The sequence below is a fragment of the Candidatus Caldatribacterium saccharofermentans genome (assembly GCF_050267035.1).
Classification (GTDB): domain Bacteria; phylum Atribacterota; class Atribacteria; order Atribacterales; family Caldatribacteriaceae; genus Caldatribacterium; species Caldatribacterium saccharofermentans.
Genome location: NZ_CP187957.1, coordinates 779,077 through 801,493, shown reverse-complemented (window position 1 = coordinate 801,493; position 22,417 = coordinate 779,077). Strand labels below are relative to the sequence as shown.

Sequence of the window (22,417 nt, the reverse complement as noted above, 5' to 3'; positions counted from 1 at the left end):
GCAGAAGTTTCTGTTTGTGGTGCTCTTCACCTTTGCGCTCTTTTTCTTTGCTCCTCGCTTCAGCGCAAAGGTGGCGGAGTACGTTCGCTTTTCCCGGGAACTTGAAGAACTCACAAAGAGAGAGGCAGAACTCCGAACGCAGATTGCGTATCTTGCCAAGGAACGGCAGTACCTTGAAGAGGACTGGTACATTGAGAAACTCGCCCGGGAAAAGCTCTACCTCGTTAAACCCGGCGAGATTCTCGTGCGGGTCGTCCGGCCCGGGGAGTGAATCCCCGGGCTTTGGTTCTTTTCGCTGGTGCCCCCTTGTGGGTGCTGAAAAAGATGGTATAATATGGGTGCATTCTGGGGCTGTGGCGCAGTTGGGAGCGCGCCTCCTTGGCGTGGAGGAGGTCACGGGTTCAAATCCCGTCAGCTCCACCAGAAATTCCAAGCTCGTCCGAAAGGGCGGGCTTTTTCTCTATTGGGGGGTTTTCCGTGGCGCAGGGGTACGATTTCACTGCAATTGAGGAAAAGTGGCAAAAGCGCTGGGAAGAGGGGAAAGTTTTCCAGGTCGAGCGGGACGAGACAAAGAAGAAGTACTATGTCCTTGAGATGTTCCCTTACCCTTCGGGTGACCCGCACATGGGCCACGTGAAGAACTACGTGATTGGCGATGTGGTGGCCCGGTATTTCATCCGCCAGGGGTACAATGTCCTCCACCCCATGGGCTTTGACGCCTTTGGACTTCCGGCTGAAAACGCTGCTATTCAGCACGGGATTCATCCAGCCATCTGGACCCACGAGAAAATCGAGCGCATGCGGGAAGTTCTGAAACGCCTGGGGATAAGTTATGACTGGCGGAGAGAAGTGATCACCTGCGAGCCCGAGTACTACCGCTTCACCCAGTGGTTTTTCCTCCAGTTCTACAAAGCAGGCCTCGCTTACAAGAAGGAAGGCCCGGTGAACTGGTGTCCTTCCTGTGCCACGGTTTTAGCCAACGAGCAGGTGGTGGATGGCGCGTGTGAGCGCTGTGGAACCCCGGTGGTGCGACGCAAGCTCAGCCAGTGGTACTTCCGCATCACGAAATACGCCGAGGACCTGCTCAAGGACATGGAGCTTCTGGGAAGCTGGCCCGAGCGCGTCCTCACCATGCAGCGGAACTGGATTGGGAGGAGCGAAGGAGCCTACATCGATTTCCTGCTCCCCGACCTTGGGAAAACCATCACGGTGTTCACCACCCGTCCTGATACTGTCTTTGGGGTGACCTTTTTCCTCCTTGCTCCGGAACACCCCCTGGTGGATGAGCTTGTTCGGGGAACCCCGTATGAGGTGCAGGTGCAGGAGTTCCGGGAGCGAATCGCCCGAAAGAGCGAAATCGAGCGGGTTTCCGACCTCTCGGAAAAAGAGGGAATATACATCGGTAAAGAGGTGGTGAACCCCCTCAATGGCGAGCGGATTCCCATCTGGATTGCCGATTACGTCCTCCTTGAGTATGGGACCGGAGCGGTCATGGCCGTTCCAGCTCATGATGAGCGGGACTGGCAGTTTGCGAAAAAGTATGGTCTTCCCATCCGGCAGGTCATCGCACCTCCTGAAGGGGCTTTTGAGGGGTGCTACACCGGCCCGGGCATCATGGTGAACTCTGGTCCTTTCAACGGTCTGCCTTCTGAGGAAGGGAAGGAGAAGATTATTGCCTTCCTCGAAGAGAAAGGCCTGGGGAAGCGGGCGGTGTCGTACCGTCTTCGGGACTGGCTCATCTCAAGGCAGCGTTACTGGGGTGCCCCGATCCCCATCGTTTACTGTGACCGCTGCGGTGAGGTTCCAGTGCCGGAGGAGGATTTGCCAGTACTCCTTCCACCCAATGTGGATTTCCTTCCCACCGGTCCTTCACCCCTTGCCCGGTGTGAGGAGTTCGTGCGAACAACCTGCCCTCGCTGCAAGGGTCCGGCCAGGCGCGAGACCGACACTATGGATACCTTCGTGTGCTCGTCCTGGTACTACCTCCGGTACTGCTCTCCCTGGGCAAAAGATAAACCCTTTGAACCGGAGGATATTGACTACTGGATGCCCGTTGACCAGTACATTGGCGGGGTGGAACACGCCATTCTGCATCTCCTGTACGCCCGCTTCTTCACCAAAGTCCTCCACGACCTTGGTCTTGTGAAGTTCCGGGAGCCCTTCGTGAACCTCTTTGCCCAGGGGATGGTCACCAAAGACGGGGCCAAGATGTCGAAGTCGAAGGGGAACACGGTGAGCCCTCGGGATATCATCGAGAAATTCGGGGCCGACACGGTGCGGGTTTTCATCCTCTTTGCCGGTCCTCCGGAACTCGACATGGAGTGGTCCGACCGGGGTGTGGAGGGGGCTTTCCGTTTCCTGAACCGGGTGTGGCGCACGGCCCAGGACATCCTGGGACTTGTTCCCAAAGATGGTGTTCCCTTTGGGGAAGAGGAATACCAGAAGATGGAGCGCCGAATCCACCAGACGATTTTCCGGGTCAATACCGACATTACCGAGAAGTTCCACTTCAACACGGCGATAAGCGCCATGATGGAGCTCCTCAACGATGTCACCGATTACCTCCGCTTCCTGGGGGAAAAGGGTGTACATCCCAGGGAGAAAGAACTCCTCCTTTCCGGAATGCGGACGCTCGTGTCCCTGCTGAACCCCATTGCTCCCCACATTACTGAAGAACTCTGGGAACTTCTGGGGGGAAAAGGGTATCTCTCCGTGGCTCCCTGGCCCGTCTATGATCCGGAGAAACTCCAGGAGAACATGGTGGAGATCGTTGTCCAGGTCAACGGCAAGGTTCGGGGTAAAGTCGTGGTGCCCCGGGGGATGCGGGAAGAAGAAGTACTCCGAAGGGCCCTGGAAGACGAGCGCATTCGCCAGTGGCTCGATGGAAAATCGGTGAAAAAACACATTTACGTTCCAGATAAGCTCGTCAACCTCGTGGTGTGATGTTCCTCACCCAAAGGGAACGGATCTTTGCCGTTCTGGCTCTGGGTTTTGCTCTGCTTTTCGTGGGGACAGTCTGGTGGGTAAACCGTCCACAGGAGAAGGCCCCTGCAGTGCTTGTTGTCCAGATTGAGGGTGGTGTCCACCGTCCAGGGGTATACCGGGTTCCCGAGGGGACACGAGTGTACGAGCTCATTGAGCGTGCTGGAGGAGCGAAGGAGGGAGCGGATCTCTCCGGGCTCAACCTCGCTGCGTCACTCTACGACGGACAGAAAATTGCCATCCCCCTCATCCCTCCTTCATCCTCTGGAGAAATTCCTGAGGCAGCCTCTTCTCAAGTAGTAGTACAGAGCTCTGTTGCGTCGTCTTCACTGGTCAACGTGAACACGGCTTCTCCGAAAGAGCTCGAATCCCTTCCCGGGATTGGTGAGGTGCTGGCGCAGCGGATTGTTGAATACCGGGAAACCCATGGACCCTTTCGGAGTCCTGAAGACCTCCTCAAGGTCAAGGGTATTGGCCCCAGGAAACTCGAGAACATCCGGGACAGGATTACCTTTTAGCCCTGAGGAACTTCTTCTTTTGGCTCTTCTTTGTAGGAGACGTCGCGGATGTTGATATCGACTTTGGTAACCGTCATGCCAGTTTTCGTCTCCACGACGTTTTTAACTTCCCGCTGGATCTGCCGGGCGACATCGATGAGCACGGAATCAATGTCGGCCACAATGGCGATCTCAAGGTGGACCGTTTTGTCCTTAACTTCCACCTTGACGCCTTTGTTGAGCTCCCGCTTGCCGATGAGGGCACTCAGAGAAGCTGCTGGTACTCCAGCCATTCCCGTGACCCCGGGGACCTTCATGGTAGTGATGGCCGCTAAAGTCGCGATGATATCCGGAGCGATAGTGATTTCCCCCAGGACCTCTGGAGACTCCTTCGTTTCCTCAGGGCGGGTTTCCTCGCGGTACTCCTCGTTCATATTTCCGCCTCCTTTCTTTCTCTATTGTACAGGAAAAATCTTCATCCCACACCTGGAAAACCGAGATTAGGGTTCTGGCGTCAGAAGAGAGTTGAAAAAGTGGATATTCAACCATTAGGACGCACTACTTCTGACCCTTAAAAATTGCTTTCTGGATGACCGAGAACCGATCCTTGTGCCGAAATCCCTGTAGAGACTTTCGGTGAGCAATCCCTGGGGGTAGTTCGTTTTTTCCTGGATGGCAAGAAGCTCAATCACAACGAGGAGGAATTCCACGGTGAACTCTCCAACCCTGTCGAGTTCCCGGAAGGGATCAACATGTTGAGGTTTGAAAAACTGAAGGTGTGGAGGGAAGGAGTTCGCAGGCCTAATCTGTTGCATCATTTGAAGAATGTGTTCTTTAAGTTTCAAGGTGAGGTTTGGGTTGTGAGCGTGCTTGACATACATTTCCACAATGATGTGGACATGGGCAGGAGTTCGTTCTTTCTTTCCCGGTTCTTGAAACTTCACTTTAAAATCGTGAGGAGATTCCTTCTTTTTTCCGGGATAGACGTTTATCCTTATCCCTTTCTCGGTAGTATAAATGCAGTCATCCACCTGGAGGTGCTTGACCCGCCATATCTGGTACGAGGACTTAAGGTAATAGTAGAGGGCAACAATCAGAGCCAGAATTCTTTTACTCCAGAACTTCATAAACGAGGAGGTACTGATGAACGATTTCAAGATTCTCGTCGTCCCTTCTTGGGGGAAGTGGGCTTTTTCTCTCCGAGGTTGCAATGACGATCTCTTTCAGCCAGAGTTTCTGATGGTGGAGGGCATCGATAACGTGCTTTCCCATGGGTTCAATATATCCGTCAACCCGAACATCCCGTGTTTCAACGACAAGAAATCCTCCAGGGGTGAGCTGGGGAAGGCGTTGTTCCAGAAGCTCGAGGTAAGAGTGCAAGGTTTGCCGGTCTTGGATTTCCAAAAGCACTGGTGATTTTATGAAAAGTAGAGCAAGTGGCTCAAAAGAAAAAGCGGGCTCCGCTTCTTGGGAGGAAGGCTCGATAGAAAGCACCAGGTACGATCCTCTCTGGGCGTACCGTTGAATAACGTTGACATCAAGATAAGCGTTGTATTCTTCTTCGGGAAGGATCCAGACGGAGGTGGTTTCGAGATCCACCTCGTGATGAGCAAGAGGCACAGGGTCAATGAGCCGGACACCAATGTTGGAGCTTGGGGATGAATAGGAGGAAGAACAAACCGGTCGGTTAGGTTTTTTTTCAAAGATGGGCAGGTACTCATGGGCCAGAAGGAGGAAGTTGGAAGCGAGACTTTTCTCCTTCCAAAAGCCGGTCGTCTTACAGTTATGTTGCCGTTTGATCACGAGCTCTTTCAGTGCGAATCCCGCCTCAAGGAAAACTCCGATAAGAGCAAAACCGATGGGAACAACATGTTTTCTCTTCCTGGTATCCCCGATGAGAATGGCGCACTTGCCTCCTGGCTTAAGGACCCGAAAACTTTCCCGGGCAACTTTGCGCATCTCCTCCAGAAAGTCCGGCACATCAAGCCCTGAGAGATCCCCTTCGATCCTGGTGCTGTAGTTTATGATGCCGGCATATGGTGGATGAGCACAGATGAGGTCAATTGTACCATCTTCGATGTCGGAAAGATCCCTCGCATCCCCGACAGAAACCACGGGCTCGAAAACAGGACCTTCTTCAAAAAGAGTTTTCGGCGGGGTAAAGTCAAGATGTTCTTTGGTCATCGTTACACAAACGGGGTTGATGTCTTTGGCGATGCATCGGCGATGGAGGAGTTTGGCTTCAACCGCCGTTGTTCCTCCACCCACAAAGTAGTCAAGCACAAGGTCTCCAGGCTGGGAGTACTTGAGGATAACATTGCGGGGAATATACGGAGACCAGTTCCCCCGGTATCCTCCGTGGTGAGTAGCCCAGTCTCCACGCTTGGGATAGCTCCAGACTGTCGTGGTTTCCTCTCGAAACCCCTTCGGTTCCCATGAAGTGATGCGCCGAGACCGCTGGAGCGTTGAGATATTCGCCCCATAGGCTTCAATGACAATACGTTCGAGCTGCCGAAAGGTAATCCCGAATATTGCCCCAATCTGAGCATCGGAAAGACCGGATTGCTTCGCCTCAAGAACAGCTTTCTTGAAAGCTTCTTCGCCGTGTTCCCGGAGAAGGTGCTCTCCCAGGTTAGGTTCAGAACAAATCTGGCACACAGGGCAACGCAAAAACGCTTTCGCGGCGGTTTCTACACGCCTTGCCAGGGACATCACCCCTCACTTCCAGGGAATTATACCACACTCATCGGCTTCCAAATCGCCGTTCCACGTACATGGCAAAGAGCGGGTCAAGGAGTTCGTACTTCCCGGGGTGGAGTTTTTCCACAATGCCGTAGTCGATGAGTTTTGCCAGGGTCTTCTGGAGGAGCGCCGGACTCGAGATGCCCCATCTTGTCAGGACCTGGGGATTGAAGATCTCCTTTTCTTTTGAGGCGAGAAGCGAAAGGACTTTTTTGAGGTGCTTGTACCCCAGGGCCTCGATGAGGACATCATAGTTGTAGGACTCGTGGCACAGAAGCATCTCGCAGGCAGCATCGACCGTATCCTTTGTGATCCACTGTCCGCCCAGGTTCCAGACCTCGTAGGAGAGAAACTGGACGTAGTAAGGGTGTCCCCGGGTGAGGTCAAAAAGATACAGCAGGGCCTCTTCCTGGATGTTTTTGCCGCTTTTTCGAAACCGCTCTTCAAGGTAGCTCAGGGTGGCCTCTCTGGGGAGGAAGTTACTCATGTCAACACGTTTGGCTGAGAAGTAGAGGGGGCCGCTTGTGGTGAAGAAGAGCCGTTCCAGGAGATGCCGCCGGGAACCGGAGAAAATGTAGCTTGTCCCCCCTTTGCGCTGGAAAGCACTTCGGATGAGTCCGGGAAGCTTTGGGGAGAGGCGCTCGTATTCCTGGAACTCGTCAAGGATAACCACAACCTGGGTCTTCAGGGTTTCGTGGAGCACATGGGGAAGTCTCAGGGCCTCCTGGAGACACTCCTCTTCAGGAAGCGTGGGGTGCAGGGAGAAGGAAACCCCCCAGGCGGTGATGCTGAAGGACACGTACTGGGCGATGTCCTTCAAAAAGCGCGTGACGAAAGCGACCGGGTTTTCCTCTCTGAGGAGGCGGTAGGCCTCCTGCGCCATCTGCGTGGCGAAATCCCTCACGGAAAGAATGCCAAAGAGGTCGATATAGAGCGTGGGGAAGCCGCTTTCCCGGGCAAACTTCTGCAAAAGCCAGGTCTTCCCAAAACGCCGGGGAGCGATGAGTACGAGATTCACCCCATTCTGGACCCCGGCAAGAATTTCGCTGTACTCCCTTTCCCGGTCGATGAAGCACTCCGGGACGTATTCTTTCCCAAAACGGAAGGGGTTCACAGGACGCCTCAATATACCTTTTTGGTATATTATAGCAGAATCATTTTGGTGAGTAAGCATGATGTAGTAAAAGACCCTGGGAATTTCCTCCGGTCGGGAAAACCCAGGAGATTTCTTACAATAAAACCTTTGTTCTAATGCTCTTCTACTTCACTTTGTGTTATTATTGTTACCGCTAACAAAAAATCAATCACAATCGCTATGGCGACCATTTACGATGTTGCTCGAAAAGCTGGCGTCTCTCCAATGACCGTCTCGAGGGTCATCAATGGCAGACGAGGGGTACGCCCTGAGACCAGGGAAAAAGTGCTGAGGGCGATTGAGGAAACTGGTTACATTCCGAATTCTCTTGCCCGGAGTTTTGTCCTGCAGCAAACGAAGACGGTTGGTCTGGTTATCCCCGATATCACCAATCCCTTCTTTACCACCCTCGCTCGGGGTGTCGAAGATACGGCAGCCAAAAGCCAGTTTGGGGTTATCTTCTGCAACACCGATGAAAGCCATGAGAAGGAGGTCATGTACCTCGAGTTTTTGGCAAGGAAAAGGGTTGACGGGGTGATTCTGGCTCCCGCGAGTAGGAAAAGGCACTCCTTGAAGCTCCTTCTCTCAAGGAATGTTCCTGTGGTCCTCGTGGATAGGGAGATCGAAGGGCTGGAAAATCTCGACCTTGATATCGTCAAAGGCGACAGCGTCTACGGAGCGTATATGCTCACTCAGCATCTTATACGCCTGGGCCATCGGCGTATCGGGATCATCGTGGGGAGTCGGGAAATCTCCACCGCTGAGGATAGGGTTGAGGGGTACCGTAGGGCTCTTGAAGAAGCAGGAATACCATTGGACGAGTCGCTCATCCGTTTCTCCTCGTACTCTGAAGAAGGGGGGTACACGGCGACAAAAGAGCTTCTTGCTCTTGAGCACAGGCCGACGGCTATCTTTGGGGGAAATAATTTCATCGCTATTGGGGCAATTTTGGCCATAAGGGAGCTTGGGCTTAGGGTTCCCGAGGATGTGGCGTTGGTGTGTTTTGAAGATATCGATTTTCTCTCCAAGGTCTATCCATTCTTGACGGTTGTGACCCAGCCGGCGTACTCGATGGGGGTGATTGCTACAGAGCTCTTAATCCGGAGAATCGAAAATCGGGACAAGATCCGGGAAAGGAGAGAAGTTGTTCTGAAGCCGGAGCTCATTATCCGGGAATCTGCGGGAGAAAAACTCGTGAGGGGGTGAGATCGGCGGAAGAGTCGGCAGGAGCAAGCATTATCGGCAGGAGTTGCTCTCGATGGTGGTACCAGAAAGTCGTTTGAATTTATGGAGAAGGAGGTCAATGGCGATGAAGTCGAGGAAGTTGCTCGCAATTGTCGGTGTTGTGGTGCTTCTTTTTGTCGCCAGTGTGGCATATGCTGCAGAGAAGAACTACTTTATCCCGATGATTTCCAAGGGCTTCCAGCACCAGTTCTGGCAGGCTGTAAAATCTGGGGCGGAAAAGGCAGCAAAGGACTACGGTGTGACCATTACCTTTGAGGGACCAGAGTCTGAAGCCATGGTGGATAAGCAAATCGACATGCTTCAGGCAGCCCTGGCCAAAAAGCCTGATGCCCTTTGCCTGGCTGCACTGGACGCAAAGGCGGTTATCCCCTACGTTGAAAAGGCCAAGGAAATGGGTATTCCTGTGATTTGTTTTGACTCTGGGGTCGAGAGCGATATTCCCGTAACGACTGTGGCTACTGACAACCTGAAGGCGGCTGCCTATGCTGCGGATAAAATGGCCGAACTCATCGGTGGAGAGGGAGAAGTCGCACTTGTGGTTCATGACCAGACCAGCAGAACCGGTATCGAGCGGCGCGATGGTTTTGTGAACCGCATTAAAGAGGCCTATCCAAAAATCAAAATTGTGGACATTCAGTACGGTGGTGGAGACCACTTGAAGTCTACAGACCTTGCAAAGGCCATCATTCAAGCTCACCCCAACCTCAAAGGCATTTTCGGAGCCAACGAAGGATCCGCTATTGGCGTGATCAATGCCGTCAAGGAACTCGGAAAAGTTGGGCAAATTGTCGTCATCGGTTATGACTCAGGGAAGCAGCAAATCGATGCCATTCTTGAGGGCGTTATGGCTGGTGCCATCACACAAAACCCGGTTGGCATGGGATATATGGCGGTTGAAGCTGCGATTAAGGCCATCGAGGGCAAAGAGCTGCCAAAGTACATCGATAGCGGTTTCTTCTGGTACGATAAGACCAATATCGACGATCCCCAGATTCGTGCGTGCCTGTACGAGTAAAAGTGACCGTGGCTTCTGGGGAAGTTGTGCTTCCCCAGAAGCCTGTTATATAGACTGGTTATTTTTCCGGGAGTTTTACAATGCAGAGAGATCCACTTGTCCTTATGGAAGGGATCGATAAGAGTTTCCCCGGGGTACGGGCGTTGCAAAATTGCCGTTTCGAGCTTCTTCCCGGGGAAATTCACGCCCTTGTGGGAGAAAACGGGGCGGGAAAATCCACGCTGGTGAAGATTCTGACGGGAGTTTTTCAGAAGGATGCGGGACGCATTATCTACAAGGGCAAGGAGGTCAAAATACCTAATCCCCGGGTTGCACAGGAACTCGGCATCAGTATTGTGCACCAGGAGCTCAACCTCATGCCACACCTCACCGTGGCTCAGAATATCTTCATTGGCCGAGAATTCCGCCGCAAAGGGTTTCCTGTGTTTCTTGACGAAGAGGAGATGAATCGAAGGGCTCAGGAGCTCCTGAACACGCTCCATATGCCTATTGATCCCAGGACCAAGGTTCGGGACCTTACAGTGGCGAAGCAGCAAATGGTCGAGATTGCAAAAGCCCTGTCCTTTAACGTTGAAGTCCTCATTATGGATGAGCCCACTGCTACGCTCAGCGAAGCGGAGGTTGAGGAACTCTTCAGAGTTTTGCGAAAGCTCAAGGAAAAGGGCATAGGCATTATCTACATATCCCATCGTCTGGAAGAATTGCACCACATTGCTGATAGGGTGACGGTGATGCGGGACGGCCAGTATGTCGGGACTCTGGATATTCGAGAGGCTACCATCGATAAGATCATCAGCATGATGGTGGGAAGAAACGTGTACGTTGCTGCGAGTAAAACCCGAGACGAAAGAAGCTCAGAGGTCGTCCTGGAAGTGAAGCATCTTAACCGGGGCAGGGAAATCCGGGATGTGAGTTTTCAGCTACGGAAGGGCGAGATCTTGGGGTTGGCAGGCCTTGTTGGTGCAGGAAGGACCGAGGTCGCTAGGGCAATCTTTGGTGCGGACCCGGTGGAATCGGGAGAGATCTATGTCAGGGGTCGAAGGGTTGTCATCAAGAGTCCGGCGGACGCCATCCGGCACGGCATTGCTTACCTTTCCGAGGACCGTAGACGCTATGGGTTAATGCTTGGACTTGACGTCGAGTCGAACATGGTTCTCCCTTCGATGAAGGACTTTCTGAGTTTCTCTTTCTTTGTGAATAGAAAGAAGGCTCAGGAACAGTGCGAGGAGTACGTTCGAAAGTTGCGCATTAAAACGCCGACCTTGGCTCAGAAGGTCAAAAACCTCTCTGGTGGCAATCAGCAAAAGGTTATCCTTGCCAAGTGGCTCATGAAAAACTGTGATATACTGATTTTCGACGAACCAACCAGAGGTATCGATGTTGGGGCCAAAAGCGAGATCTATCGGCTTCTTAACGAGCTTGTTGAGGAAGGGAAATCCATCATTATGATTTCTTCAGAATTGCCTGAAATCCTCCGTATGAGCCACCGAATCCTCGTTATGTGTGAGGGGAGGATAACAGGCGAGATCGATGCAAGCGAAGCAACGGAAGAATTGATTATGAAGTATGCCACTATGAGAAATTGATATTGGGAAACAACTGGGGGTCGGAAACATGGGCATGGAGACCACCTACCAGGCCAGATATACTCGTCGGGAAGCGTTGCGCCAGTTTTTAATGTTCGGGAGCCTATTGCTCCTTTTCCTCTTTTTCTCACTTTCTTCGCCCTACTTTTTCACCTTTGGGAATATCGTTTCCATTATGCTGGCGACTTGTGTCAACGGGATGTTAGCCTTGGGCGTCACTTTTGTCATTATAACAGGAGGTATTGATCTCTCAATCGGTACGGTCATGACCCTTTCGGCTGTCATGAGCGGTGTTTTCATCACATACTGGCGTCTTCCGGTTTTCCTTGGAGTCCTCGGGGGCATTGCCACGGGGATGCTTTGCGGCTTTGTCAACGGTACGGTGATATCTCGAATGAAGTTGCCTCCCTTTATTGCAACTCTTGGAATGATGATGATTGCAAGGGGCCTTGCTCTTGTGATCTCCAGGACGACTCCGATTTATTTTACCCATGCCCCGAGTTTTTCCCGTATTGCGATGGGCTCGGTTATCGGTAGGGTATTCCCGGGCTTTGACGTTCCCAATGCAGTGCTGATTTTTATTCTGTCGGCAGTACTTGCCAGCATTTTGCTCACCAGGACCGTGGTTGGCAGGTACGATTTCGCAATCGGAAGCAACGAGGAGGCAGCCCGGCTTTCTGGACTTGATGTCGACCGATGGAAAACCATCATTTACACCCTGTGCGGTATTTTCGTGGGTATGGGTGGGGTAATGATGGCGTCACGCTTGAATTCTGCCCAGCCTGCCCTGGGGCAGGGGTATGAGTTAGAGGCCATCGCAGCGGTGGTTATTGGGGGAACCTCGCTGAGTGGTGGTGAGGGATCCATTGTCGGTACTATTGTTGGAGCTTTTATTATGAGTACCCTCACGAACGGCCTGAGAATTCTTGCTGTTCCCCAAGAATGGCAGATAGTGGCAAGCGGGATTATTGTTATTGGAGCTGTCTATCTCGATATCATCAGAAGAAGGCAGACTTCTTGAGCGAGCCGCGAGGCCTTAAATCTTCTCTTATCGAGTCTTGGTGCTGTTTTTATTGGTGGTTTCTGAGGCTCGGTTGTTTATTCTTCGCCGGGGCAGGATCCTTGTCCCCTTTTTCATCCTACTGTGATGTACTCCTATGAAGGCCAAGCCGCTTGTTGTGGTAACTACTCGGTCTCCCCAGGCCCCGGACTTGTTGCAGAGGCGACGAATCCCTGTCATTCTATCCTGGGTGCTTTGTAGATTGCAGATGGCCTGCATCCGGTAAATTTTTAATTTTATTATTTCCCCAGGTGCAGTACTGTGGTATAATAGTTCCGTGAACGTTAACGGCCATGACGCCCAAGAAACGCCCAACCATTAAGGATATTGCCCTGGCTTCGGGGTTTTCTATCGGGACGGTTGATCGGGCCCTGCACGGGCGGAAGGGTATCAGTGCCGGGACGCGGGAGAAAATCCTGGCCACCGCCCGGAGCATGGGGTATGAGCCTAACAGGGTGGCGAGCGCGCTCACCCGGAAGAAACCTGTTGTCCTTGCCGCGCTTTTCCCCCGGGAACTCCATTACTTCTACGACGATGTTCGTCGGGGTTTCTATGACGCTGTGGCCCAGCTTCGGGATTTCAAGGTATTGCCCCTTGTTCGGGAAGTCGAAACCCTGGGGAAGGGTGAGGAAGAAGCGCTGGAAAACCTCTTGGAGGAACGGATCGATGGTCTCGTCCTTGTTCCAGGGCACCGGAGCCGGCTCAACGCCTTCATCAACCGTTTTGTGGAGAAAAGTGTCCCTGTGGTCACAGTCTCAACCGATGCTCCAGGAAGCAGCCGCCTGAGCGCCGTATACGTGGATCCCTGGAAAAACGGGGAGCTTGCGGGAGAACTCATGGCGCATTTCCTTGGGGGAAAAGGTCCTGTGGCCATCATGGTTGGGTCGCTGGACATCGAGGACCACTTTCAGAAAGTCCAGGGGTTCCTCTCCTCCTGGACTCGCTTTGCCCGAGGACCAGAGCCGGAAGTCTTTGAAAATGAAGAGGACGAGCAACGAGCCTATGAGACCACTGCTTGTGTCCTTGAAGAACATCCTGACCTTCAAGGGATTTACGTGGCAACGGCAAACTCTCCTGCGGTCTGCCGTGCGCTTGAGGACAGTGGCTTTGCAGGGCGAGTGAGGGTCATCACCACTGACCTTTTTGGAGAGATGCGACCATACCTTGAGAAGGGGGTGATCCATGCCACCATTTTTCAGAATCCGTACCGTCAGGGGTTTGAGGCGGTCATTGCGCTCTTTCGGTTTCTTGTGGAGGGAGTTGTTCCACCACCGTGCCGGTACCTTGAGCCTGTGGTGGTGATGCGGAGCAACATGGAATTCTACATCCCCTCAAAGGAGGAGGAGAAAGGATGAGAAAGGGGATAGTGGCTGGTCTTGCGGTTGTTCTGGTGTTCCTTTTTGTCTCGGTCGCCTGTGCTGCGAACCTTGTCGTCTGGTCCTCTCCGGATAACGCCGATGCACTCCATGAGCTTGCCCAGAACTTCATGCAGAAGAATCCCGACGTCCAGATTGAAATCACCCCGCTCTCCTGGGAAGTGCTCTACCCGAGGATTCTGCAAGACCTCACAAGTGGTGCAGGGTCTTTTGACGTCACCACCTGGGACCTCATGACGGCTGGAGCCATTGCCCCCGGGATGCTTGACCTTGAGGCTTTCGCAAAAGAGCATCCGGAGCTTGTGGATCCGAACTTTGACGACGAGGACTTCATCCCCACGGCAAAGTACGTCTACGGTTACTGGAAGGACAAGCGCATCGGGTATCCGTTCTACGGTGCCGCAATGTTCTTCTTCTACCGAAAGGACCTCTTCAGTGACCCTGCGCTTCAGGCAAAATTCAAGGCAGAGTACGGTAGAGACCTTGCCGTCCCGAAGACCTGGGAAGAGGCCAAAGAAGTGGCGAAGTTCTTCACGAAGAAATTCAACCCCGATTCCCCCACGGAATACGGTATCGCCCTGATGCTCCCGCGAACCCACACCCTCTTCTACATGTACCTCAACTTCTTCGGACCGTACCGGAGGAGTCCCGAAGGCATTGCGAAGTTCGGGAAAGTCGACCTCGACTGGGGTGACTACTTCACTGCCGATGGGCTTCCGGCCTTCAACTCTGAAGAAGGCGTTCGAGCCCTCCAGGACGTGATTGACCTCATGCAGTACGCTCCAGACCCCCTCGGTTCTGACTACGGAGAGACCCTGGAGGCCTTTGGGAAGGGTATGGTGGCCATGGTGCCCCAGTGGACGGCGTGCCTTGCAAGCTGGAAGGAATCGCCGCTATTACAGCCTTTCGAGGAAAAGGTCGGTGTTGCGGTCATGCCCGGTGGAACGCCGGTGAGCGGTGGATGGGGCCTTGGGATTAACGCGGCTTCGAAGAACAAAGAAGTGGCTTTCCGCTTCATCCAGTACGCGACGAGCAAAGAGGGTGACAAAATCCAGTGGCTCAAGTACCGCATTGGTCCGACCCGGAAATCCGTGGTGGAGGACCCGGAAGTCCTTGCCGACTCTCCGTGGCTCAAAGAGGCCTATGTTGCGTCTCTTGACGGTGCTTCCCACCGTCCCCGGATTCCTGAAGAACCTCGCCTTGAAGATATCCTCGTTGGGACGCTCTCTGAGGTTCTCCTCGGACAGCAACCGAACTCCATCGAAACGCTGAACCTCGTGGCTAGCGAGTGGAAAAAAATTCTTGGGAAATGAGCGAGAGCGAGGGGCGCTCGAGCGCTCCTCGCTTTTTGGGTGATTTCCTATGCTTGCGCGAAGACGGATGCAACGTGTGGGTTTTCTCATGATTCTCCCGCTTCTTGTAATCCTCCTTGGTCTTACGATGTACCCCTTTGGGTATATGGTGTACATGTCCTTTTTCCGCTACTCTCTTGCGTCCTGGGAGAAACCCCAATTCATTGGCTTCTCCAATTACCGGGATATCCTGCGGGATCGCACGGCAATATCCAGCATCGATTTCACCGTCCTGCTTCTTGCCGTTGCTGTTCCCCTGGAGATCCTCCTGGGGATGGCCATTGCCTTTCTCCTTCGGGATACCTTTGGGGAGCGGGTGTTCCGAAGTGCCCTCCTCATTCCCATGATGGTTCCTGCAGTGGTGGCAGGAATTGCCTGGAAGATGCTCTACAACTTCGAATTCGGTCCGGTGAACTACTTTCTCTCCCTTCTGGGGATTCCCAAAATTTCCTGGCTTGGGACACAGTTCTTTTCACGCCTTGGAGTTATTCTGATTGACGTGTGGCAGTGGACCCCCTTTGTCTTCCTCGTCCTCTACGCAGGACTGCAATCCCTTCCCCGGGATATTGTGGAAGCGAGCTTTGTCGACGGGGCGAGCGGCTTTTCGGCCTTCCGGTACATCGAATTCCCCCTCCTGCGTCCCCTCCTTTTTGTGGTGCTCATCATCAGGGTCATCGATGCCCTGAAGATTTTCGACATCGTCTACATGGTGACCTTTGGAGGTCCCGGATCAAGCACGCATTCCTACAGTTTCTACATCTACAAAGTCGGCGTTTCTTTTGGCTGGGACATCGGGTACGCTTCGGCATTGAGCGTCCTGCTTCTTATCGCCGTGATGCTCCTTGTGAACCTCCTCATCCGGGGGCTTCGCCTCAAGGAAACCCTTGAGCTTTAGGGGAGATGGGTATGCGGTGGGTCAAAGGTTTTATAAAAGGTATCCTTGTTGCCCTGGTGCTCTTTTTCTTCCTCTTCCCGGTGTACTGGCTGGTGACGACTGCCTTCAAGAAGAGCGAGGAGTGGTTCACCTGGCCTCCGACGTTCTGGCCTTCTTCGTGGACGCTGGGGAACTTCATGGGCGTGGAGGGGGGGTTCTTTGGAAGCGCCACCACGGCCATCGCCACCATTACCCCGTACCTGCGGAATAGCATCGTGGTGGCCCTTTTTGTGGCCCTGCTTTCAACGGTCATTTCTGCCCTTGCGGCGTATGCGGTGTCACGCTTCAAAATCGGGGGGATGCGTTTTGTCTCCTGGATCATTTCCATCCGCATGCTCCCGCCCATTGCCTCGGCACTGCCGCTATATGTAATTTTTTCCCGCCTTCGGCTCATCAACACCTGGTGGGCACTCATCCTGGCCCATCTTGTCATCACCACACCTTTCAGTACCTGGATTCTCATCACGTTCTTCAACGAAATCCCCAGGGAACTCGATGAAGCTGCGTTTGTGGATGGGGCAGGAGTGGGGCAGAGCTTCTTTTCAGTAATTCTCCCCCTTGCCGCTCCCGGCCTTGCAGCGGTGGCGACGCTCTCCTTCATCCAGAGCTGGGGTGAGTTCCTCTTAAGCCTTGTCCTCACGACGGGCAAGGAGGCCCAGACCCTACCCCTTTACCTCGGGCGTTTCATCACCGGCTGGCGTATTGCCTGGGGGCCGCTTGCGGCAGCAGGAATCGTCACCATGCTGCCTGTTGTGGTCTTTTCCCTTCTTGCTCAGCGGTACCTTGTGCGTGGCCTCACCTTTGGAGCGGTAAAAGGATGAAAGGAGGAGGTACTGTGACCTCTCGGGAACGGGTACTGAAAACCCTTTCGCATGAGGAGCCGGATAAGCTTCCCCTTGACCTTGGGGCGACTCTGGTGACCGGAATCCACGTCTCAAGCCTCCACAAACTCAAGGTGGCCCTGGGACTCATTCGTCCTGAGGACCCGGTGAAGGTCATCGATCCTTTCCAGATGCTTGGGGAAGTGGACGATGACCTCCGGAAGGTCCTTGGTATCGATACGGTTCCTTTGATGTCCCGGGAGAACTTCTTCGGCTTCCGGAACGAGAACTGGAAGCCCTGGAAGTTCTTCGACGGGACACCCCTTCTTGTGCCGGAGAAGTTCAACACTATACCGGATGCCGAAGGGAACATCTACCAGTACCCCAGGGGCGACACATCCTGTGCGCCGTGCGCAAAGATGCCCAGGGGGGGATTCTACCACGATGCCCTCATTCGCCAGAAACCCATTGATGAGAAGAATCTTCGGGTTGAAGACCAGATTGAGGAGTACACCCTTCTTACTGACGAGGACCTCCGCTACTACGAGGAAGAGGCACGGAGACTCTATGAGGAAACCGATTACGCTGTTGTCTTTTCCGGGGTTCCGGGGACGAACCTCGGGGATATTGCCTTCGTTCCCGGTCTTGCCCTCAAGGACCCCAAAGGCATCCGGGACGTGGAGGAGTGGTACGTGTCTTTGGTGACCCGCCAGTCCTTCCTCCAGGAGGTCTTTGCCCGGATGACCGAGATAGGCCTCAAGAACCTCGAGATGCTCCACCAGGCAGTAGGCGAGCGTATCCAGGTCATCGTGATTTCCGGAACCGACTTTGGATCGCAGCACGGTCCGTTCATCGCTCCAGAACTCTACCGGAAGCTCTTCAAGCCCTTCCACACGAAGGTGAACGCCTGGGTTCATGAGCACACGACCTGGAAGACTTTCATCCACACCTGTGGCTCGGTGTACGAGCTTCTTCCGGACCTCAGGGAGGCAGGCTTTGACATTCTCAACCCGGTGCAGATTTCCGCAGCTTCCATGGACCCGGAGACCCTCAAGCGGGAATTCGGTGACCATTTCACCTTCTGGGGAGGAGGGGTAAACACGCAGCGCACCCTTCCCTTTGGGACTCCTGAGGAGGTCCGGGAGGAAGTCCGGAGGCTCATCGGGATTTTCGGGGAAGGCGGTGGTTTTGTCTTTGCCACAGTCCACAACATCCAGGCGAATATCCCGGTGGAGAACCTCCTAACGCTTTTTGAGACCGTCAACGAGTACCGGTAGGGCTACCCTCTGGGGATTTGAGGGAGAGCCTGGTGGCTTTTGCTTTCAATTCCTCGAGGGGAATATCGAGAACAGCAGCCTTCTCGAGGTCGAAGGCGAAGGCTTCAAGGACCTGGGCGATGTACTCTTCCTCAACCTCTTTGAGGGTTTTCCACTGTCCGGGTTTTGGGGCCTCGAAAATCTGCAGGTCGTCGACTCCGATGACATCGTCCTGGGTGAGGATGATGGCCCGCTCCAGGACGTTGTCGAGTTCCCGGATGTTCCCGGGCCAGTGGTATTTTCGCAGAATCCGCATAGCCTGAGGGGAAATCCCCCGGATTTTCTTGTGGAGTTTCCGACAGTGCCGGGAGATGAGAAAGTCGCAGAGGAGGGGCAAATCCTCTTTCCGTTCCCGGAGAGGAGGAAGGTATATGGGGATAACATTGAGCCGGTAGTAGAGGTCCTCCCGGAAGGTTCCCTCCCGGACGGCCCTTTTCAGGTCGCGATTCGTGGCGGCGATGATGCGGACATCAACGGTGATGGGTGTGGTGCCTCCAACCCGCTCGAAGGTCTTCTCCTGCAGAACTCGCAGGAGCTTCACCTGCATGGCAGGGCTCATTTCCCCGATTTCATCGAGGAAAATCGTCCCTCCATCGGCAAGCTCGAATTTCCCCGGTTTTCTCGTGTAGGCACCGGTGAAAGCCCCCTTTTCGTGGCCGAAAAGCTCGCTTTCAAGGAGTGTTTCGGTGATGGCGCCGCAGTTGACCACGACGAAGGGCTTGTCTTTGCGGTTGCTCTGGTAGTGAATAGAACGGGCAAGGAGCTCCTTGCCCGTTCCGCTTTCTCCGCAGATGAGGACCGTGGCGTCGGTTTTGGCCACAAGCTGCGCCACCCTCATGACTTCCTTCATTTTGGGGGATTCTCCAATTACACCCTCAAAGTGGAATTCTTCCTGGATTTCGGAGAGGAGGTACGCCTTTTCCCGACGGAGCTGTTCAACTTCTAAAGCCCGGGCAACAGCGTTCCGGAGTTCCTCGAGTTTGAAAGGCTTGGTGATGAAATCATAGGCTCCAACTTTCAGGGCCTCTACAGCATTGTCCACGCTCCCGTAGGCGGTAATGACGATGACGGGAACCGTAGAGTCTTCCTTTTTCATCTCCTGGAGGACATCGAGGCCGTTCATTTCGGGCATGCGCAGATCAAGGAGGACAAGATCAAAGTCCAGAGAGCGGAATTTCTCGAGAGCCTCTTTTCCGGTGTAGGCCTTTTCGACGAGCATTCCATCAGCCCGGAGCATCTCTTCGAGCATTTCTGCCATCAGACGTTCATCATCGGCCACAAGAACCCGAAACACTGGCATGGTACATCCCCCTGTGTTTATATAACCACCCCTGCAGGAAGAATGCAAGGGGTGGGAGAATGGGAAGTTCGCCCTACTGTGCAGGGTGGTGGGAGTTATTGGGTCGGGTCCAGGAACAAAAAATTATGCTACAGGTCTTGACGGGGAGGGGAGAAGGGTGTACAATGACTCAAGAAAATTAATTCTTTTATGAAACTTTGAGGTGACTTCCATGCGGCGTGTATCGGGCAAGTTCTCCCTACGAGAGCTCGCTTTAACCTTATGGAACGAGGGAAGAAGACCAGTCGTTCCCCTCATGGGCTATCCGGGGTTGCAGCTGACGAAGACGAGTATTAAACAAAATCAATTTAATCATCTGGTGCAGTTCCAGACCTTAAGCAGGCTCTACGACCGTTTCCACCCTGACGCCATGTTCTTCCTCATGGACCTTTCAGTCGAGGCCAGTGCTCTGGGGCTTCCCGTCCGCTTTCCTTTAGACGATACGCCGTCCGTTGAGGCCCATCCGGTGAGAACCCTTGAGGACCTTGAGCCTTTCAGGAAGATCGACATCTTGGGGGATGGGAGGGTCATGGTGTACCTTGAGACCTTGAGGCATATGCGGGCGGCCTTTCCCTGTCCTGTGGGGGCGTACGTCATTGGGCCCCTGACGCTTGCCGGATTGCTGGCCGGAGCGAATGAGCTTGCTATGCAGAGTATCCTCGATGAGTCGTTCTTCCAAGGAATACTTGAGTTTTCTTACGGAGTGGTCCTCCGTTACGCTCAGGCTCTGCAGGAGGCGGGAGCCGACACCATTATGGTCCTTGAACCCACGGCGGTCATCTTTAGCCCGGAAGCGTTCCGGAAACACCTGGCTCCGCTATACAGGGAACTTGTGGGGATCCTCGATGATGTTGAGGTTATCCTCCACGTGTGCGGCAACACCCACCATCTCATCCCCGAAATGCGGCGTTGTGGCGTGGTTGGCTTAAGTCTTGATAGCGTTGTGGACCTCCCCAGGGTGGCCCGGGATGGGGAGGGACTGCTCCTTCTTGGGAACGTGAGCCCCGTGGCCATGCTCTCTGAGGCACCGGAGCACATCTACCGGATAACGAATGAACTCCTTGAAGCAATGAAAGATTACCCGTATTTTATCCTGAGTACAGGCTGTGACCTTCCTCAAGACGTTCCCCTGGAGAACATCGAGGCCTTTTTCCAGGCAGGTCGGGACTGGAGAGTGGAGAGACAACGGAAAGAGACCAAAGCTTTCGCGAAGTAGAGGTCCGAAGGGCCTCGAAGGCGGTAGAGGATCGAGAGGCGTTCCTTCGCCTCCTTGAGCTTTCAGGGGGGAGGGTTTTCGAGCGGCTTTTTGGTCCCCGGTGGCGCAGGGTTTTTGAGCGGTGCTTTGAGGATGAGCGGAACCTCTTCAGCGCTCCTCATGTCCTGGTTCTTGGAAGGGATGAGATCCTGGGGATGGCGCTTGGGTGGAGTAGTAGCGCAAGGAGGACAAAGGGACTCCACACCGTTTTGCAGCTTTTCCCCTGCGTTCTCCCTCGCCTCTTCTCCCCTTTTCTCTTTGAGCTCTTCCGCATGGAGATTCCCCGGGATGCCTACTACCTGAGTAACATCGCTGTTTTCCCTCCCCATCAGGGGAGGGGCCTTGGGAGTTTCCTGCTCCAGACAGTAGAAGAGGAAGCCCGAAACTCAGGGGATTCCTGGCTTGTTCTTGATGTTGAGCGGGAAAACACCAGGGCGCTGACCTTCTATCTCCGGAACGGTTATGAGGTGCTCCGGGGGTTCCCCTCCTTTGTGCGGTTGAGGAAAACCCTGGGGAACCCCCGCTCATCCTTCAGGGGATAAGTGTAAGGATCTGCTTGGCCTGCTTGGGGTACCTGGCGATGAAGCGGAGCTCATCCTCCACAAGGGGTTTCTGCTTTTCGACATTGGCAAAGCGTACGAGCTCGAGGATTTCCCGGGCCTCTTCCTCGTTTTTGAACTCGATTTCCAGTTTCTCGTAAACGTTGCGGAATCCCTTGATGCCACTGTACTCGCCCACGACGATTTGCCGTCCGGTCTCGATGATTTCCGGTTCTCCCCGACCGAGCTCTTCAAAGTCGTAGAGTTCATAGTTCTTCCGGTCTTTCAGTACCCCGTCGGCGTGGATACCCGAAGCATGGGCGAAGGCATTGGCCCCAACCCCGGGCTGGGTGATGGGAATAGGAACCTTGAAGGCGTATGAGGCGTACTTACAGGTCTTCCAGGCTGCCTTGAGGTTGATCCGTTCATCAAGCTGGTACTTCCCTTCAATGCCGCTTGCATACTTTATGGCCAAGATGACTGAAACGAGATCGGCGTTTCCTGCTCGCTCACCCACTCCATTGATGGTGGTATTAATGAAGGCATCCACTCCAGCATCAATTGCCGCTTTAGCGCCAGCCACAGAATTCGCCACGGCCATGCCGAGGTCATTGTGGCAGTGGAGTTCGATGGGCATTCTGGTTTTCTCGGCGATGTATTTCACCCGCTCGTAGATGGTGAAGGGACTGTCGTAGCCTAAGGTATCGCAGTAGCGGAAACGCTCGGCTCCGGCTTCCTTCCCCGCAAGGACAAAATCCACAAGGTACTCAAGATCAGACCGGGAGGCGTCCTCGGCATTGATGCCAATACCGATGGCACCAAAACTCTTTGCCGCCTGAACGGCCTCGACCATCATTGTGATGACTTCCTCCCGGGTCTTGTTGAGTTTCCCCTTGAGCATCTGGTCGGAGGTAGAAATGGAGAGGTTGAGGTACTTGAGTTTGGGGACGAGCTTATACGCCAGTTCCACGTCGCCCTTTGTGGCCCGGAGCCAGCCGCTTAAGCGGATTGGGGCAATGACGCCCATCTCTGCGAGTTCCAGGTTGGCATTGAGGTAATTGGTTTCATGACGGGTGGTGGGGAAACCGAACTCGCTCTGGAAAACCCCCATCTCGTTAAGGTAGAGGTTCACCATGGTCTTTTCAATTTTCGCCAGCCCCAGTCTTGCCGTTTGCACCCCATCGCGGTTCGTCACGTCAATGATATAGATTTTCGGCACGCAA

Annotated in this window: 20 protein-coding genes and 1 tRNA gene; 15 read left to right on the top strand and 6 right to left on the bottom strand. The window is 53.9% G+C overall.

Annotated features, from left to right (window positions below):
• The first annotated feature begins 16 nt into the window (after window positions 1–16).
• The 4 genes from ACPT9Q_RS04120 to ACPT9Q_RS04105 all read left to right on the top strand — a co-directional run bounded on the left by ACPT9Q_RS04120 (window position 17) and on the right by ACPT9Q_RS04105 (window position 3,500).
• Complete coding sequence (locus tag ACPT9Q_RS04120; RefSeq protein WP_017872668.1) at window positions 17–271, top strand: septum formation initiator family protein; 255 nt, start codon at window positions 17–19, stop codon at window positions 269–271.
• Window positions 272–347: 76 nt separating this feature from the next.
• Window positions 348–423: transfer RNA gene (locus tag ACPT9Q_RS04115), tRNA-Ala, on the top strand.
• 54 nt (window positions 424–477) lie between these two features.
• Window positions 478–2,943 carry a leucine--tRNA ligase gene (leuS, locus tag ACPT9Q_RS04110; RefSeq protein ID WP_427366428.1) on the top strand — a complete coding sequence of 822 codons (2,466 nt, stop codon included), beginning with the start codon at window positions 478–480 and terminating at the stop codon, window positions 2,941–2,943.
• Window positions 2,943–3,500 carry a helix-hairpin-helix domain-containing protein gene (locus ACPT9Q_RS04105; RefSeq protein WP_427366427.1) on the top strand — a complete coding sequence of 186 codons (558 nt, stop codon included), beginning with the start codon at window positions 2,943–2,945 and terminating at the stop codon, window positions 3,498–3,500. Before leuS ends, ACPT9Q_RS04105 begins: the two co-directional genes overlap by 1 nt.
• On the opposite strand, the gene ACPT9Q_RS04100 is transcribed toward ACPT9Q_RS04105, so the two are convergent.
• The 4 genes from ACPT9Q_RS04100 to ACPT9Q_RS04085 all read right to left on the bottom strand — a co-directional run bounded on the left by ACPT9Q_RS04100 (window position 3,497) and on the right by ACPT9Q_RS04085 (window position 7,347).
• Window positions 3,497–3,913, bottom strand: a complete 417-nt coding sequence (locus ACPT9Q_RS04100; RefSeq protein WP_017872666.1) for an Asp23/Gls24 family envelope stress response protein — start codon at window positions 3,911–3,913, stop codon at window positions 3,497–3,499. The two genes, ACPT9Q_RS04105 and ACPT9Q_RS04100, sit on opposite strands and share 4 nt — an antisense overlap.
• A 114-nt stretch (window positions 3,914–4,027) precedes the next feature.
• Window positions 4,028–4,636 (bottom strand): hypothetical protein, encoded by a 609-nt coding sequence (locus ACPT9Q_RS04095; protein ID WP_427366426.1) that lies wholly within the window; start codon window positions 4,634–4,636, stop codon window positions 4,028–4,030.
• A complete protein-coding gene (locus ACPT9Q_RS04090) occupies window positions 4,590–6,191 on the bottom strand; it encodes a TRM11 family SAM-dependent methyltransferase (protein ID WP_427366425.1) in 1,602 nt (533 codons plus the stop codon). The genes ACPT9Q_RS04095 and ACPT9Q_RS04090 overlap by 47 nt, the downstream gene beginning before the upstream one ends.
• 31 nt (window positions 6,192–6,222) lie before the next feature.
• Window positions 6,223–7,347, bottom strand: coding sequence for an AAA family ATPase (locus tag ACPT9Q_RS04085; protein ID WP_427366424.1), 1,125 nt, complete (start codon window positions 7,345–7,347; stop codon window positions 6,223–6,225).
• A 234-nt stretch (window positions 7,348–7,581) separates the two neighbouring features.
• Between ACPT9Q_RS04085 and ACPT9Q_RS04080 the strand changes: the two genes are divergently transcribed.
• The 9 genes from ACPT9Q_RS04080 to ACPT9Q_RS04040 all read left to right on the top strand — a co-directional run bounded on the left by ACPT9Q_RS04080 (window position 7,582) and on the right by ACPT9Q_RS04040 (window position 18,022).
• Window positions 7,582–8,562 (top strand): LacI family DNA-binding transcriptional regulator, encoded by a 981-nt coding sequence (locus ACPT9Q_RS04080; RefSeq protein ID WP_427366423.1) that lies wholly within the window; start codon window positions 7,582–7,584, stop codon window positions 8,560–8,562.
• A gap of 103 nt (window positions 8,563–8,665) precedes the next feature.
• Window positions 8,666–9,616, top strand: coding sequence for a substrate-binding domain-containing protein (locus tag ACPT9Q_RS04075; RefSeq protein WP_017872662.1), 951 nt, complete (start codon window positions 8,666–8,668; stop codon window positions 9,614–9,616).
• Between the two features lie 80 nt (window positions 9,617–9,696).
• Window positions 9,697–11,202 carry an ATP-binding cassette domain-containing protein gene (locus tag ACPT9Q_RS04070; protein ID WP_017872661.1) on the top strand — a complete coding sequence of 502 codons (1,506 nt, stop codon included), beginning with the start codon at window positions 9,697–9,699 and terminating at the stop codon, window positions 11,200–11,202.
• Between the two features lie 28 nt (window positions 11,203–11,230).
• Complete coding sequence (locus tag ACPT9Q_RS04065; RefSeq protein WP_017872660.1) at window positions 11,231–12,223, top strand: ABC transporter permease subunit; 993 nt, start codon at window positions 11,231–11,233, stop codon at window positions 12,221–12,223.
• Window positions 12,224–12,555: 332 nt separating this feature from the next.
• Window positions 12,556–13,617: a LacI family DNA-binding transcriptional regulator gene (locus ACPT9Q_RS04060; protein WP_427366422.1), complete on the top strand. Its 1,062-nt coding sequence runs from the start codon at window positions 12,556–12,558 to the stop codon at window positions 13,615–13,617.
• Window positions 13,614–14,951 carry an ABC transporter substrate-binding protein gene (locus ACPT9Q_RS04055; RefSeq protein WP_427366421.1) on the top strand — a complete coding sequence of 446 codons (1,338 nt, stop codon included), beginning with the start codon at window positions 13,614–13,616 and terminating at the stop codon, window positions 14,949–14,951. The genes ACPT9Q_RS04060 and ACPT9Q_RS04055 overlap by 4 nt, the downstream gene beginning before the upstream one ends.
• 49 nt (window positions 14,952–15,000) lie before the next feature.
• Window positions 15,001–15,885, top strand: a complete 885-nt coding sequence (locus ACPT9Q_RS04050) for an ABC transporter permease subunit (RefSeq protein WP_017873716.1) — start codon at window positions 15,001–15,003, stop codon at window positions 15,883–15,885.
• 11 nt (window positions 15,886–15,896) lie between these two features.
• The gene (locus ACPT9Q_RS04045; protein ID WP_017873715.1) at window positions 15,897–16,745 is read left to right on the top strand and encodes an ABC transporter permease subunit; all 849 of its coding nucleotides are present in this window, start codon (window positions 15,897–15,899) and stop codon (window positions 16,743–16,745) included.
• Window positions 16,746–16,759: 14 nt separating this feature from the next.
• Entirely contained in the window at window positions 16,760–18,022 is a 1,263-nt protein-coding gene (locus tag ACPT9Q_RS04040; RefSeq protein WP_427366420.1) for a uroporphyrinogen decarboxylase family protein, read from the top strand.
• Here ACPT9Q_RS04040 and ACPT9Q_RS04035 read toward each other — a convergent pair.
• Window positions 18,006–19,361, bottom strand: coding sequence for a sigma-54-dependent transcriptional regulator (locus ACPT9Q_RS04035; protein ID WP_427366419.1), 1,356 nt, complete (start codon window positions 19,359–19,361; stop codon window positions 18,006–18,008). The two genes, ACPT9Q_RS04040 and ACPT9Q_RS04035, sit on opposite strands and share 17 nt — an antisense overlap.
• A gap of 211 nt (window positions 19,362–19,572) precedes the next feature.
• Between ACPT9Q_RS04035 and ACPT9Q_RS04030 the strand changes: the two genes are divergently transcribed.
• Window positions 19,573–20,616, top strand: coding sequence for a uroporphyrinogen decarboxylase family protein (locus ACPT9Q_RS04030; protein WP_427366418.1), 1,044 nt, complete (start codon window positions 19,573–19,575; stop codon window positions 20,614–20,616).
• The gene (locus ACPT9Q_RS04025) at window positions 20,568–21,197 is read left to right on the top strand and encodes a GNAT family N-acetyltransferase (protein WP_427366716.1); all 630 of its coding nucleotides are present in this window, start codon (window positions 20,568–20,570) and stop codon (window positions 21,195–21,197) included. Before ACPT9Q_RS04030 ends, ACPT9Q_RS04025 begins: the two co-directional genes overlap by 49 nt.
• Here ACPT9Q_RS04025 and ACPT9Q_RS04020 read toward each other — a convergent pair.
• Entirely contained in the window at window positions 21,187–22,413 is a 1,227-nt protein-coding gene (locus ACPT9Q_RS04020; RefSeq protein WP_427366417.1) for a homocitrate synthase/isopropylmalate synthase family protein, read from the bottom strand. The genes ACPT9Q_RS04025 and ACPT9Q_RS04020 overlap by 11 nt on opposite strands.
• Window positions 22,414–22,417 lie beyond the last annotated feature (4 nt).